The 16938-nt window shown below is 36.8% G+C and carries 4 protein-coding genes; all 4 read right to left on the bottom strand.

What is annotated here, in order from left to right:
- Positions 1-67: 67 nt before the first annotated feature.
- Positions 68-2623 carry a RemA C-terminal-like gliding motility protein gene (locus tag AC8GF4_RS06685; protein WP_506593474.1) on the bottom strand — a complete coding sequence of 852 codons (2556 nt, stop codon included), beginning with the start codon at positions 2621-2623 and terminating at the stop codon, positions 68-70.
- Between the two features lie 333 nt (positions 2624-2956).
- Positions 2957-8596, bottom strand: coding sequence for a RemA C-terminal-like gliding motility protein (locus AC8GF4_RS06680; protein ID WP_506593473.1), 5640 nt, complete (start codon positions 8594-8596; stop codon positions 2957-2959).
- 343 nt (positions 8597-8939) lie between these two features.
- Positions 8940-16406, bottom strand: a complete 7467-nt coding sequence (locus tag AC8GF4_RS06675; RefSeq protein ID WP_506593472.1) for a RemA C-terminal-like gliding motility protein — start codon at positions 16404-16406, stop codon at positions 8940-8942.
- A 327-nt stretch (positions 16407-16733) separates the two neighbouring features.
- The coding region (locus tag AC8GF4_RS06670) for a transposase (RefSeq protein ID WP_506593471.1) at positions 16734-16938 on the bottom strand (205 nt) is incomplete at its 5' end.

The raw sequence follows: 16938 nt of genomic DNA, 5'->3' as shown, positions 1-16938 counted from the left end.
AAAAAATTAATCAAACCCCATTTTCATATTGATCATGGGGTTTTTCAATTGATGAAAAAAGTTAAATCTAAAAAAATAGCTTATATGTTTTAATAGCAGCATTACTTAAAATTGTTTTTACAATTAAAATTTGGTTTGTTGGCAAAAAATCGGTGGCAAAAAATTGCTTTTTTGCAATATTGTCCTTTTTATAAAGCACCCTTCCTTTCAAATCAAACACCAAAACTGATTCGATGTTTTCTTCAAATGAATCGACATTAATTTGATGATTTTTAACAAATACCATTACGGCTTTTTCTTTGTTATCAATAGAAAAATACTTCGACTTTGCATCCAAAAGCACTATAGATGGTATATCTTTCATTGTAGGCTCAACCACATCTAATTTATCAACATACACCAATGCAAAACGATCATCAAATGTTCCTTTCAAGGTGTTAAAAGTATAAGGCCCTTTTTTTAAATTATAATAAATCGAAGCCGTTTTGTCCTGAAGGAATACATCCTGACTGGCCAATACTCCATCAATTTGATCAATACTTATAGAAAAACTACCATCAATTGAAGATTTATACCCCAAAGGAACTTCGTCTTTTTTATCAAATGGCAAGGCACGTCCTTGAATCACACATTTTTTTGTACTGATCAAACTACAAAAATCAATATAGGCATTTTTAGAATAATTTGACCCATCGAATAAAACATCATCACCATTGGTCGCTCCTGTAGCATAACCAATCAAAATTTGCTTGAATGCGCCCTGAATATTGCTCAAACTCAACCAAACTCGATGCCTCTCAATAGAAGATTTCTTTGTACTTGAACCCTTAAAAAACTGGGAATTATTCGCTACGGAATGTTCGCGCATACTATTATTGAATACAATACTACCTGTAGTTCCAGTGGTGCTAATGACAAAAAATCCTTGACCTGCAGCTATTTTACCTGTTGGTGCTTTGTCATTTGCTCCAGATACGGTAGAACTTGCTGCAGCAACTCCAGCCCCAAGAAAAGCATTATAAGACGCATAATCATCTTGGCTGTAAATGTAATTCGTACCGTTTTGAGTAATAGACGTATTGTGCGTCCAAATGTAAATTGTTCCTTTGATTGCGCCAGCGTTGTTAGAAACAAATACATCTGCATTCAATGCCGATGGATAAGGGTTTCCAATAAAGCTGTAACGCCCAGCATTTGGATTTACAGCTACAGTATAAATTCCATTATTGGGAGTACCAATAAACGAAACGGGCTGGCGATAAGGAAACACTACAGTTTCTGGATAAGGAGCTCCCCAAACTCCCTCTTTCGGCGTTCGTATTGTATAACCTTTTCCTGTTAGCATTGTATTATCAGAATTCTCAGTAATCCAAACTCTGTCCCAAAAACTAAAATATTTATCCGACAAAGTGTTTGGTGATAATTCTTTTAGTGTTTGTCCTGAAACTGGGCTAGACCAATCCGTAAAATCAAAAATTTTCATTGGAGAGGAAATACGTTTGTAAGTGATTTTACCTGAATTAACAGCAGCATCATTCACCTGAATTAAACTAGCATTATTCTCGAAAGTCAAAGCACCTGTACCGACTACCTCTAATCCATTTTCTAAATGCAAAATAGCGGTACCATTTGTTCCTCCTGTTTCTCCGACCACTACATTTACACCTGGATTGATCTTAACAGAACAAGCATTTAATGGTGAAACGATTGTGGCATTGCCCGCAAAAACAACTTTTTTTGTACTATCTGGCAAATCATTATCCCAAGAAACACCATCAAAAGTAGTTGATGGAGAAAAGACAATACTAGTATTTGAATAATTACTTAATCCACAATCATTCATTGCTCGTAAACGAACATAATACGTTTCTCCTGCAGTTATACCAACAACAATTTGATTAGTAACATTTTCTAACAGCAAATTAAAATATCCAACCACAGGATTATTGAAACTTGGGTCGGTAGCAACATCAAAAATATAATTTTTGGCTAGAAAAGGAGGAACCCAATTAACTTCAAATGAAGTCGATGAACATGAAATCGGAATATCCGTTAATCTCGGTTTTTCGGGAAGCGCACAATCTGTTGTACCTTTAAAATCAAACTTATTGATACTGAAAGTTGCATTTCCATTAGTAGCTCCCCAACTGTAAATTCTAAAAGTAATAGGTTCAATTATATTTTGAAAGTTAGGATCTGATAAAGATACAGTACCGCCCGTACCAACAAGAGTAGCAATATTTGTTGAAAAACCATCTATACTTGAACGAAAAACGAAATGAGAAGGGCCATAAAGTGAAATTTGTCCTAGAAAATAAAAGCTTAAAAAATCAATTCTCTTTCCACTTATTGGAGTTATAACAAATTCAAAATATTTATTAGAATCAATTACAGCAGTATTCCATCCAATTGCATTGTATCTATTGTTAGCATTTTTACCCAAAATACCGCTTCCTCTTCCAATACCCGAAACCGTACAATTTGGATCTACTAACTGTCCATTGGTATAAGGATTTAAAAGATTTGGATTAATACCCGTAATGGGATTAGAAAAAATAGATTGTCCATAAAATCCAAAAGATTTAAAAAAAAGAATAGAAAATAATACTAGATAGTGCCTCATAAAAAACTAGTTTAAAAATCAGAAAAATATTATATGTAAATACGCAATTTACATATAATATCAGAAATAAGACTAGTAAAAAATTAATTTTAGAGTAATTTCTTTGTAATAATCATTCAACCCAAATTCCGTAATAGAAATCTACTGCATCTGAATTCTTCTTCAAAACCAAGAACTTACTTCAAATTCAAAATACAAAACCAAATATAAAAAAGGAAAGTCAAATTAATTCTAAAAAGTATTCATAATATTGAAACTATCAGGATCTTTTACATAAAAAAAATCCCATCTTGAAGTAACAAGATGGGATTGAATTAATCATTAATTTAATTTCTAAAATACAATTTCCTTAGTTACCCATTTACCATTTACAAGTTGCGTGATTACAATTAAAAATTGATCAGTTGAATTCAGATTTTGAATTATATACTCATTTTTATTTACATTATCATTTTCAAAAAGTAGCCTACCCGTTAAATCGTACACCATCACTTTTGAAATCGTCTCATCGAAAGAGTTAATTTTAATTTGATGGTTATTTACAGAAACAACAACTGCTTTGCCTGTTTTGGTGTACTCTGGATTTTCCAAAGTAGGATCTATAACAACTACTGGTGGAATCACGATTGGTGGAACAACGACAACTGGTGGTTCTACAACTACCGGAGGAACAACTACAACCGGTGGCTCTACAACAACTGGAGGTATTACAACTACAGGAGGTACAACTACAACAGGTGGTTCTACAACTACTGGTGGCGTTACAACAACTGGAGGAACAACTACAACAGGTGGCTCTACAACTACTGGTGGCGTAACAATAACTGGAGGAACAACTACAACTGGTGGTTCTACAACTACAGGTGGTATTACAACTACAGGTGGCTCTACAACTACAGGAGGTACAACTACTACCGGTGGCTCTACGACAACTGGCGGTGTTACAACTACAGGAGGAACAACTACAACTGGTGGTTCTACAACTACAGGTGGATCTACAACTACAGGTGGAACAACTACAACCGGTGGCTCTACAACAACTGGAGGTGTTACAACTACAGGTGGAACAACTACAACCGGAGGCGTTACAACAACTGGAGGAACAACTACAACTGGTGGTTCTACAACTACAGGTGGAACTACTACTACTGGTGGAATAACTACAACCGGTGGCTCTACAACAACTGGTGGTTCTACTACTACTGGTGGCTCTACAACTACTGGTGGCGTTACAACAACTGGAGGAACAACAACAGATTTGTCAACATAAACCAATACAAAACGATCATCAAATGATCCTTTTAGGGTATTAAAAGTATAAGGTCCTTTTTTTAAATTATAATAAATCGAAGCAGTTTTGTCCTGAAGGAATACATCTTGACTGGCCAATACTCCATCAATTTGATCAATACTTATTGAAAAACTACCATCTATTGTTGATTTGTAACCCAAAGGAACTTCATCTTTTGTGTCAAATGGCAAAGCACGTCCTTGTATCACACATTTTTTAGTGCTTATCAAACTGTAAAAATCAATATAAGCATTTTTAGTATAATTTGATCCGTCATAATCAGCATCATCTCCATTGGTTGCTCCTGTGGCATACCCAATCAAGGTTTGTTTGAATGCTCCTTGGGTATTACTCAAACTCAACCAAACTCTATGTCTCTCAAAAGTAGATTTTTTTGTCTTCGTTCCCTTGAAAAACTGCGAATTACTCAAAGGTGAACCAACTCTCATACCATTATTAAACGTTATACTTCCAGTGGTTGCTGTTGTACTTATGGCAAAAAATCCTTGACCAGCTGCTATATTACCTGTAGGTGCTTTGTTATTTGCTCCAGGAATGGTTGAACTACCTGCTGCAACTCCTCCAACAAATGGATTATAACTAGCATAATCATTTTGACTGTAAACATAGTTGGAACCACTTTGTGTAATAGGAGTATTATGAGTCCATATATAAATTGTTCCTTTAATTCCCGCACTGTTTGCAGGAATAAATTTATTTGCATCCAATGCCGATGGATAAGGGTTTCCTATAAAATTATAACGGCCTGCGTTTAAATTTACTGTCACCGTATAAACACCATTATTGGGCGTCCCAATAAACGAAACAGGTTGTGAGTATGGAAACACGACTGTTTCTGGATATGGCGCTCCCCAAACGCCTCCTTTTGGTGTTCGTATCGTGTAGCCTTTTCCAGGAGACATTGTATTGATCGGATTCTCTGTTATCCAAACTCTGTCCGAAAAACTATAATACTTATCCGATAATGTGTTTGGAGACAATGCTTTCAAGGTTTGACCTAAAACAGGTGAAGACCAATCCGTAAAATCAAAATTCTTCATCGGGGTTGTAATACGTTTGTAAGTAATTAAACCACTATTTACCGCAGTATTATTAATTTGAATCAAACTCGCATTATTCTCGAAAGTCAAGCTGCTGGTTGCATCAATAGTCAAACCGTTTTCAATATGTAAAATAGCATTTGAGTTTGCATTTCCTGGAGCTCCAACAACCACATTTACTCCTGGATTGATTTGTACAGAACAAGCGTTTATTGGAGTTACCATTGGCACACTGCTTGCTGAACCAACTGCAAAGACGGCTTTTTTAGAATTATCCGGAGATAAGTTGTCCCAAGTTAAACCACCATCTGTTGTTGTGGTAATCGGGACAGAAATTGTTGCCGTATTAGAATTAACACTTGGCGTACCACAACTACTTATTGTTCTAGCTCTAGCATAATAAGTAACTCCTGGTGTCAATCCATTAACAGCTACCGATTCAGTAGGACTTAACGAAGGTGCTACAGAAATATCTTGATAACCCGGTATAAAAGATCCAAACAAAGGATCCAAAGAAACATCAAATCGATAATTCGCAATATTTGGAATGGCTGCCCATGTGCCATTAGCCGTTGTATCACTACAATTTAATACAACATTGTTAAGAACTGGCGCTGCAGGAGTAGCATTGATTAAAACCGTTTGTTGTGCAGATACTGTTCCGCCACAGCCTCCTGTAATGGTATAAATAATATTAGCTGAACCTCCAGAAACTCCAGTAACCAATCCTGCTGCACTTACTGTCGCTACTGCCGTATTGCTGCTGCTCCACGCTCCTGTTCCACCACTTAAAACTAACGTGTTGGCAGCATAAGTAGCTGTTCCTGCAATACACAATGGACTTGTTCCTGTAACCGAAGCTATACTTGCGTTTGGACTTATAGTTACCGATTGTTGTACAGATACTGTTCCGCCACAGCCACCTGTAATGGTATAAATAATGTTAGCTGATCCTGCAGAAACTCCTGTAACCAATCCTGCAGCACTTACTGTCGCTATTGTCGTATCACTGCTACTCCAAGACCCTGCTCCGCCTCCTAAAACTACCGCGTTGGCAGCATAAGTAGCTGTCCCTGTAATACACAATGGACTTGTTCCTGTAACCGAAGCTATACTTGCGTTTGGATTTATTGAAGCTATATTTATTGGAGAACTCACCGAACATCCTACTGCATCTGAAGCATTCAAAGTATAAGTTCCAGAATCCAAAGCAGTACGATTCAAAGTTGGTGCGCCATCTGCCCATGTAACATCCAATACATTAACAGTAACAGGCACATTTGCTCCTGCTTGGTATAAATCTATTGTTTTTGAATAAACCAGATTATTGGATGCATCAAAAAGTTCCAACAACATATTTTGTCCTCTTACTTGACAACAATCTGCACGATTATAGATTTTTATATAATCAATATTTTTACTTGATTGAAGGTCTACTTTAATCCATTCATTAATATTTGTAGTCCCACTGTGCCACAAATTATTATTAACATTATTAAGCCCATCTATAGCCATTGCCGGCAAATACGAAGCAGAATAATTCGAAGAGGATGAAGCAATTGCTCCATTTGAAGAACGTGCAACATTTGTACCCGAAAAAACCTCAAAAGCTTCAATTTCTGCAACCTGCTGCCAAGCATCTGCATTAACGTATTTTTGAGTCAATTTTATGTATCTAATATTGGTAAGACCACCTGAAAGAACAGGTGAAATAGTTCCATTATTTGATGTAGGACAGGTTTCATCAACCTTATTGGGGGCTACTGATAATAAAGCGTTTATAGTTACTATTGCCGAACCAGATAAACTACTCGAACAACTAGGAGTTAATTGATAAACCGCACTTACCAAATTATAAACAAAAGAACCTGAAGAAGCAGTAGATACTGGAACTGTTGCTATAGAATTAGCAGCCACATTTATAGTAGTATTTGTTCCTCCATTAATATTATAAGTTAGGGTTATAGCATTACTAAGAGAATTAGTAAAAGTTACATTTGGTGAGCTTGCATTTTGACAAACCGTTGTATTACCGCTAATAGTAGCTAAAGGAAGAGATAAAATTGTAACCGTTTGACTCAAAGAATTTCCAGTAGTAGTTGCAGGACATGAACTATAGGCTCGTACTCGATAATAATAAGTCCCAGCAGCCAATCCTGTAACATTATGTGAAGTAACAAAACCCACATTCAAACCACTAACAACTAGAGTTGTAAAACCTGCATCACTAGAAACATCCAATATATAACTTGTGGCCGAAGACACTGTATTCCAATTTGCAGTAAAACCAGAACAGCTAATATTAGTCCCTGCTGATGATATTGGTACAGTTGGAGCTACGGTAGAATCTGTAATAATAGCAACAGCATTTGAGTTATAAACACATGCCGCTGAGTTTGTAGTTGCACCTTTTACATTTCTTCTATAATATATTTGTGTGGCAACCGCAGGGGAAGTTCCCGGTACTGTATAGTCTTTTGTTGTAGCACCAGATATATCATTCCAAGTAATGTTGTTATCATTAGAATATTGCCATTGGTATGTCACTGGTGGTATAGCATTGTTTCCTTGTGCTGCAACAACAGAACCTGTTAAAGTAGTATTCGTAGCTGCACATCTTGTTATTGGACCTAATGGAGTAATTGTGTTTAAACTATTTATAGTAGCAACATCGACAGGAAAAATCGTAAAATTAGACTCATTTTGACCGTTTTTTTCATAGTAATCAAATACTAATTGACTGTTACCATTTAGATATACCAAAACATTATTATAATCAGTCGGACCTTGTTGCAACCAAGCATTAAATACCAAAGTATCATCAATATACAATCGGACTCCATCATCTCCTCTAACATTTACAAAATAGCAACCAGCAGGATACGTAGCTGGTGTAGTTTGCATTCTATATCGTACGGCAAAAGTATCTGTCCTTAAAGTTTGAGGAGTTCCTCCTGCACTAAATGAAAAACAAGTATCATTGCCTCCATAACCTTGAACAAATGACCTTGTTGAGCCCGAAACAGTATTATTTTGAACAAAACTACCTAAGTAATTAGAAAAAGCATTGGTATCGGAAGGAGGTACTGCTACCGTTGAATTAGAAAAATCATAAACATGACCAATCCAGCTATCCATACCAAAGGCAGTTGGTGAGTCAGATATATTGCTTCCCCCTGTGTAAGCTATAGCAACTGTATCTACACTCGAACTCGTCGCACAACCATTACCATCATTATTGAATTGCACATACAAAACACCAGTAAAAGTGGCTAACCAAGATAGAGAAATTGCAGTATTATTCGCAGTTGCTTTAGCTGTGAGAAGACTTACCCCTGTTGAACTACTGTCAAACAGCGTTACTCTTTTTATAAAACCTAAATCAGTATTTGTGGTTTTTATGGTATACGAATATCCTTTTACAACATTTACTGCCACATAACGTCCAACAGTTACACCAGTAGTAGTAACTTCTCCCACATTTGGAGAAATAACTTCGGTATTGTAACATATTGATTGAATAGACGCATTAAAAGGCAGGTTACCAAATGAACATTGAGCAAAACTGATGTTTTGGCATAAGAATATTAGTAAAATTACAGATAGTAGTTTTATTTTCATAATTAGAATTAATTGTTCTTTACTAATGAACCTGATTTTTATCAGTTGGTATTGTCATTAGAAATTAATGTAAATACTTTACAATAAGTACTTAAAAAAATTTTCACAAATATAAATCTATTAAGTTCTAAATTATCGTCATAAACTAAATTTTATTAGACAATCAAATGTTAAATTAAAAAAATGTAATCTTTTTATATTAAAAAATATAGTTGCGCAATTATTTATCAAGTAATAGTGAACAGCCTCTTTTTTTTTATTTATCAATATTATAATAACAAAAAAAAATCCCATTCTAAATTAACAGAATGGGATTAAGATATTTATAAAATTCACTAAATTTCTAAAAAACAATTTCCTTAGTTACCCATTTACCATTTACAAGTTGCGTGATTACAATTAAAAATTGATCAGTTGAATTCAGATTTTGAATTATATACTCATTTTTATTTACATTATCATTTTCAAAAAGTAGCCTTCCCGTTAAATCGTACACCATCACTTTTGAAATCGTCTCATCGAAAGAGTTAATTTTAATTTGATGGTTATTTACAGAAACAACAACTGCTTTGCCTGTTTTGGTGTACTCTGGATTTTCCAAAGTAGGATCTATAACAACTACTGGTGGAATCACGATTGGTGGAACAACTATAACTGGCGGCTCTACAACTACTGGTGGCGTCACAACAACTGGAGGAACAACTACAACTGGCGGCTCTACAACTACTGGTGGAGTTACAACAACTGGTGGAACAACTACAACCGGAGGCTCAACAACTACAGGAGGAACAACGACAACTGGTGGTTCTACAACTACAGGTGGCGTTACAACAACTGGAGGAATAACTACAACTGGTGGTTCTACAACTACCGGAGGAACAACTACAACCGGTGGCTCTACAACAACTGGCGGTATTACAACTACAGGAGGTACAACTACTACTGGCGGCTCTACAACAACTGGCGGTATTACAACTACAGGTGGCGTTACAATAACTGGAGGAACAACTACAACTGGCGGTTCTACAATTACAGGTGGCGTTACAACAACAGGAGGAACAACTACAACTGGTGGTTCTACAATTACAGGTGGAGGAACAACTACAACTGGCGGTTCTACAACGACAGGTGGAACAACGACAACTGGTGGTGTTACAACAACTGGAGGAACAACTACAACTGGTGGTTCTACAACTACTGGTGGAACTACTACTACTGGTGGCGTTACAACAACTGGAGGAACAACAACAGATTTATCAACATAAACCAATACAAAACGATCATCAAATGATCCTTTTAGGGTATTAAAAGTATAAGGTCCTTTTTTTAAATTATAATAAATCGAAGCAGTTTTGTCCTGAAGGAATACATCTTGACTGGCCAATACTCCATCAATTTGATCAATACTTATTGAAAAACTACCATCTATTGTTGATTTGTAACCCAAAGGAACTTCATCTTTTGTGTCAAATGGCAAAGCACGTCCTTGTATCACACATTTTTTAGTGCTTATCAAACTGTAAAAATCAATATAAGCATTTTTAGTATAATTTGATCCGTCATAATCAGCATCATCTCCATTGGTTGCCCCTGTAGCATACCCAATCAAGGTTTGTTTGAATGCTCCTTGGCTATTGCTCAAATTCAACCAAATACGATGTATCTCAATAGTAGATTTTTTTGTCTTTGTTCCCTTGAAAAACTGCGAATTACTCAAAGGTGAACCAACTCTCATACCATTATTAAAAGTTATACTTCCAGTGGTTGCTGTTGTACTTATGGCAAAAAATCCTTGACCAGCTGCTATATTACCTGTAGGTTGATTTCTATTACCATCACTTGGACCTATATTAGGACTTTTTGCTGCAACTCCAGCTTGAAGAAATCCATTGTATGCAGCATAATCATCTTGACTGTAAACATAGTTGGAACCACTTTGTGTAATAGGAGTATTATGAGTCCATATATAAATTGTTCCTTTAATTCCCGCACTGTTTGCAGGAATAAATTTATTTGCATCCAATGCCGATGGATAAGGGTTTCCTATAAAATTATAACGGCCCGCGTTTGAATTTACTGTCACCGTATAAACACCATTATTGGGTTTTCCAATAAAAGAAACAGGTTGAGCATAAGGAAAAACAACGGTTTCAGGATACGGGGCACCCCAAACTCCTTCTTTTGGCGTTCGTATCGTATACCCTTTTCCTGGCAACATTACACTGGCAGAATTCTCTGTAAACCAAACTCTATTCCAAAAACTAAAATATTTATCAGATAAGGTATTTGGTGATAAATTTTTCAAAGTTTGTAATGATACCGGTGAAGACCAATCTGTAAAATCAAAATTCTTCATCGGAGTAGTAAGACGCTTGTAAGTAATTAAACCGCTGTTAGCTGCTGCATCATTAATTTGAATCAAACTCGCATTATTCTCGAAAGTCAAGCTGCTGGTTGCATCAACTGTTAAACCGTTTTCGATATGCATAATAGCATTTGCGTTCTTGTCAACTAAATATCCTGCGCTTCCTACTAGAGATCCTACTACCACATTTACACCAGGATTAATTTGAACAGAACAAGCGTTTATAGAAGTCGTAATATTAAAATTTGCAGCAAAAACTACTATATCACTTGATGTTGGTGGTGTAGCGTTTCCTGTTTTAGACCAAGCAGTTCCATTCCAAGTATTGGTAACCGGAGGATTTATTGAAATAGGGGCTAAAGCCAACGAGATACAGGTTCCATTTGAAGCTGTTACCGTATATGATCCTACTGGTACGTTATTAAAAATTCCTGAGGTATTGCTATATACTACTCCGTCTATACTATAGTTTAAACCTATTGGAGCCGTAACTGTGATAGTTCCAGTTGACACAACACAAGTAGGTTGTGCCGTTGCAGATGCTGTAGGAGTTATTGGCAATGCGTTGACAGTCATAGACACAACGTTAGAAGTTGTTGGAGAACCTGTTAAACAAGGTGTAGCATTCGAAGTCATTACACAAGCGATTACATCTGTACTCACAAAAGCTGTTCCCGAAACTCCTGTATAGGTTACAGAAGTAGCACCACCAATATTTGAACCGTTTTTAGTCCATTGATATGTTGGGGTAGTTCCCTCGTTTGTTGGGGTAGCTGTAAAAGTTACTGAGGTACCAGAACATGAAACCTGGGTTCCCGCTGTGATAGCGATACTTACACTCGCAGGTAAATTTGGATTTACCAAGACCGTATAATTTGTTGCTGTACCCGGACATCCACTTGCCGTTAGCGTAATGACATAATTAACAGTCCCTTGAGTTGTTCCTGTGGTAGAAATCGTCTGAACCGGAATTGATCCTGTCCCACTTGTCGTAAAACCAGAAACCCCGGCTGTAGCTGTAGCTGTCCATGCAAAAGTAGTGCCGGTAACTCCTGAAGTAAGACTAACTGCTGTAGAACTTCCTCCTGAACAAATAGTCTGTGTTAATGGGGTATTGGTAACCGTTGGATTTGGATTTACCAATATCGTATAATTTACTGCTGTACCAGAACAACCACTGGCTGTTGGAGTTACAACATAAGTAACTGTTCCTTGTATTGTTCCTGTGGTAGAAATCGTCTGAACTGGAATTGAACCTGTCCCACTTGTCGTAAAACCAGAAACTCCTATTGTAGCACTTGCAGTCCATGCAAAAGTAGTGCCGGTAACTCCTGAAGTAAGACTAACTGCGGTAGAACTTCCTCCTGAACAAATAGTCTGTGTTAATGGGGTATTGGTAACCGTTGGATTTGGATTTACCAATATCGTATAATTTACTGCAGTACCAGAACAACCACTGGCTGTTGGATTTACAACATAAGTAACTGTTCCTTGTGTTGTTCCTGTGGTAGAAATCGTCTGAACCGGAATTGACCCTGTCCCACTTGTCGTAAAACCAGAAACCCCGGCTGTAGCTGTAGCTGTCCATGCAAAAGTAGTGCCGGTAACTCCTGAAGCAAGACTAACTGCTGTAGAACTTCCTCCTGAACAAATAGTCTGCGTTAATGGGGTATTGATAACCGTTGGATTTGGATTTACCAATATCGTATAATTTACTGCAGTACCAGAACAACCACTGGCTGTTGGATTTACAACATAAGTAACTGTTCCTTGTGTTGTTCCTGTGGTAGAAATCGTCTGAACCGGAATTGACCCTGTCCCACTTGTCGTAAAACCAGAAACCCCGGCTGTAGCTGTAGCTGTCCATGCAAAAGTAGTGCCGGTAACTCCTGAAGTAAGACTAACTGCTGTAGAACTTCCTCCTGAACAAATAGTCTGTGTTAATGGGGTATTAGTAACCGTTGGCTTTGGATTTACCAATATCGTATAATTTACTGCAGTACCAGAACAACCAATGGCTGTTGGAATTACAACATAAGTAACTGTTCCTTGTGTTGTTCCTGTAGTAGAAATCGTCTGAACTGGAATTGATCCTGTCCCACTTGTCGTAAAACCAGAAACCCCAGCTGTAGCTGTAGCTGTCCATGCAAAAGTAGTGCCAGTAACTCCCGAAGTAAGACTAACTGCTGTAGAACTTCCTCCTGAACAAATAGTCTGTGTTAATGGGGTATTGGTAACCGTTGGATTTGGATTTACCAATATCGTATAATTTACTGCAGTACCAGAACAACCACTGGCTGTTGGAGTTACAACATAAGTAACTGTTCCTTGTATTGTTCCTGTGGTAGAAATCGTCTGAACCGGAATTGATCCTGTCCCACTTGTAGTAAAACCAGAAACCCCGGCTGTAGCTGTAGCTGTCCATGCAAAAGTAGTGCCGGTAACTCCTGAAGTAAGACTAACTGCTGTAGAACTTCCTCCTGAACAAATAGTCTGTGTTAATGGGGTATTGGTAACCGCTGGCTTTGGATTTACCAATATCGTATAATTTACTACAGTACCAGAACAACCACTGGCTGTTGGAGTTACAACATAAGTAACTGTTCCTTGTATTGTTCCTGTGGTAGAAATCGTCTGAACCGGAATTGATCCTGTGCCACTTGTCGTAAAACCAGAAACCCCAGCTGTAGCTGTAGCTGTCCATGCAAAAGTAGTTCCTGTAACTCCTGAAGTAAGACTAACTGCAGTAGAACTTCCTCCGGAACAAATTGTTTGGGTTAATGGCGAATTGGTAACTATTGGAGTTGGGTTAACTACAATAGTGTAATTACTTGCCGTACCAAGACACCCATTGGCTGTTGGAGTAACATCATAAGTAATTGTACCCTGTACTAACCCAGTTGTAGAAATGTTCAGAGCAGGAATTGTATTCGTTCCACTAGTAGCAAAACCAGTTACACCTGATGTAGCTGTGGCTGTCCAAGTAAAACTAGTGCCTGCAGTTGCAGAGGCAAGAGTAACTAAAGTAGAACTCGACCCAGAGCAAATTGTCTGAGTTGATGGTGAATTACTAACAGTTGGACTTGGGTTAACTACTATAGTGTAATTAGTTGCAGGACCATTACAACCATTAGCTGTTGGAGTAATTGCATAAGTAACCGTTCCCTGTCCTGTCCCATTTGTAGAGATAATCTGTACAGGAATTGAATCAGTATTTCCGCTTGCTGTAAAACCAGTTACACCGGTTGTTGCAGTCGCTGTCCAAGCAAAAGTAGTTCCAGTAACTCCAGAAGTAAGATTAACTAAAGTAGAACTTCCTCCTGAACAAATTGATTGCGTTAATGATGAATTAGTAACTGCTACACTTACCAATATACTTACTTTATTAGAATAACCACCTGTCAACAACGTGCTTCCACAATTATTATAGGCTCTAACACGATAATAATACGTTTGACCAGGAGTTGTCAATCCAGTTACGACGAATGAAGTAGCAAGAGTAACATCTATGTTTTGAAAACCACCCAGATTAAAGTTGCCAAAATTACTATCGGGTGAAACATCTAAATAATACCCTGTAGCCCCTGCTACAGAACTCCAATTTGCTGTAAAACCAGAACAACCAACATTTGTAGCTGATGTTGCTGCTGGAGCAGCTATTGTAGAAACAGGACCAATAGTAAGTGTTATTGACTGAGTAGCCGTGCAACCATTATCAGTCTTGATAGTCATTGTGCCCGCGTAATTTCCAGCGGATGTATTTGCCGGAACTTTAATCCCAGTAACAGTTCCACCTCCTGAAACAAATGAGAATGGAGTAGACGATTGATTTATTATTCCTGCTGCCCATACAATACTATAACTAGTAGGAATTCCTGTAGTTGCTGTATAAGCCATTGTAGTGGTTTGAGCTGAACCACTTTGACAAACTGCTGAAACTATCGCAGGTGTAGCAGCTGTAGTTATAGTCGGCGCAACATTAGTTGCGTTTACTACAAATGAAGTGGTTTTTGGACAACCTTTTAAATTGATTGATAAATTATACGTTTTTGGACTTAAACCCGTTAAATTTATAGAACTACTCGTAAATCCTGCAGGAATAGATGTCCAACTATAAGTACTTGGATCTGTCCAAACAGGTATAGTTGCTCCTTTTAAAGTACCTGTTGGAGCCACACTACCTACAGAACTCATCGAAGTACCACTTCCCTCATTAAAACTATATCCTGCTAATAAGCCCACTTGCTTGCTATTATATTGTGTAAACCCTGTTGCTAAACCAGCTATTTCATCTAATGAAAGTGCACGGTTCCAAAAACTAAGATTAAAAACTTCTCCTACTAAACCCACACCTCCAGCATCCATAACTCCCCAACCGATTTTAGTAGTATAACTAGTGTTACTACCGTAGTTAGTTGTACCAGAACCGCCTGTCGCTACACTTACTCCATCAATATAAAACTGAAGATTTGTACCGTTAGCAACTACTGCTATATGATGCCAAGCATTATCTGCTGGATAGGACGTCAGAGCATAATCTACACTTCCACCACCCGCAGTCCAACATCTCAAATTATTATTTTCAAAACCAAATTCTACGACATCATTTTGCCCGAAAAGTGACATTCTATTTTTGTATTTACTTTTATCAAATTTTATCCATCCTTCGCCAGTAAATTGAGCTCTATTAGACAATAAAGTAGTACCAAAATCAACATGAGAATCTATTGGCGATGTGGAACCAGAATTTGTATTAACGCCATTGAACTTTAAAGATCCTGGCTGATAAGCATTATTCATTGTTATACTTCCATTAGCATCAGATGAACAAGCAACATTAACAACATTCGCAGTAGGAGTAGCTGGAATGCTATACATCAAGATGCTTGTATATGCTTGGGAAATGGTTGCTGGACAACCGTTAGCATCAGTAACCGAAACCAAAGTATAAGGTGTAGTTACTGATGGAACAGGAATTCCTATATTTGTGTCACTAATATAGTTGGTAACCGTTGTAACAACACCAGTTATTTCATTTCTAAACTGTACTGAATATGGACTTTGACCACCAACTAATTTTACTTTTAAACTAACAGATGATGGAGGAGCTGTATTACAAACTGAACCATTAGTCTTTATAGATGCTGTATACGAAGGACAAGCACTTGTTGGTAAAATAGTAGATGATTTTCCACTACAATATGTATTCGTTCCCCAACTTGTTGTAAGTTCAAGATTTTCTCTAGTTTTTGAATTATAAGCAGTTGCATTCGTAAACGAAACCGTCAACAACAAAACTACTGAAAACACAAAAGTTTTATATGAAGAAGTTTTGTATGAAAAACTGTATTTTTTATTGCCTTGAAAAAAAGAGAAAACAACTTTCTTAAATTTAATATTAAGTGAAAAAAAAATAGCGGTAAATAAATGTAAAATTTTATTCATAGTATTTGGAGAGAATTTGGGGGCTTATTCAATGCAATAACAATAATTAATGTAGCTTTAACAATAAAAAAACCTTCTTTTTTGTGTTAAAACATTCTATACCAATTCAAAAACAGGTATTTATACGGGTCAAAATTAGAACATTAATAATTATTTTTCTAAATAAGTTTTGAAATTGTATGTTAATTTTAACTAAACGACTGAAATTCAATATTTTTGTAGGTTTATGTTTTAAAAAAAATACAAAAATCCATCTTAAATCTATAAGATGGATTTTTGTTAAGCAAAACATGAATGGCTCTTCGCCTAAACTAGTGGGTACATCTTTTATACGTTTCCAAGATAATATATCATAGCAATGAAGTTTTCCGAATTTCGATAGCCTCTTGCCCTAGATCTGGCTAATTGCATCACGCTGTTTAGTCCTTCTGAAACGGCATTAGTTATCCCTGTTGTGATTGATTTGATTATTCCATTGTAATGTGCATAAATCGTCTTTATAAAAATATTTATTGGTCTTAATTCCAATGAC

Source organism: Flavobacterium rarum (SeqCode) (assembly GCF_965234445.1).
Taxonomy (GTDB): Bacteria; Bacteroidota; Bacteroidia; order Flavobacteriales; family Flavobacteriaceae; genus Flavobacterium; species Flavobacterium rarum.
This window is presented reverse-complemented; position numbering and strand designations above follow the sequence as displayed.

Bases quoted from the DNA above. Each gene is read 5' to 3' on its own strand.
- AC8GF4_RS06675 (WP_506593472.1), bottom strand. From the start codon at position 16,406: ATGAATAAAATTTTACATTTATTTACCGCTATTTTTTTTTCACTTAAT.
- AC8GF4_RS06685 (WP_506593474.1), bottom strand. From the start codon at position 2,623: ATGAGGCACTATCTAGTATTATTTTCTATTCTTTTTTTTAAATCTTTT.
- AC8GF4_RS06680 (WP_506593473.1), bottom strand. From the start codon at position 8,596: ATGAAAATAAAACTACTATCTGTAATTTTACTAATATTCTTATGCCAA.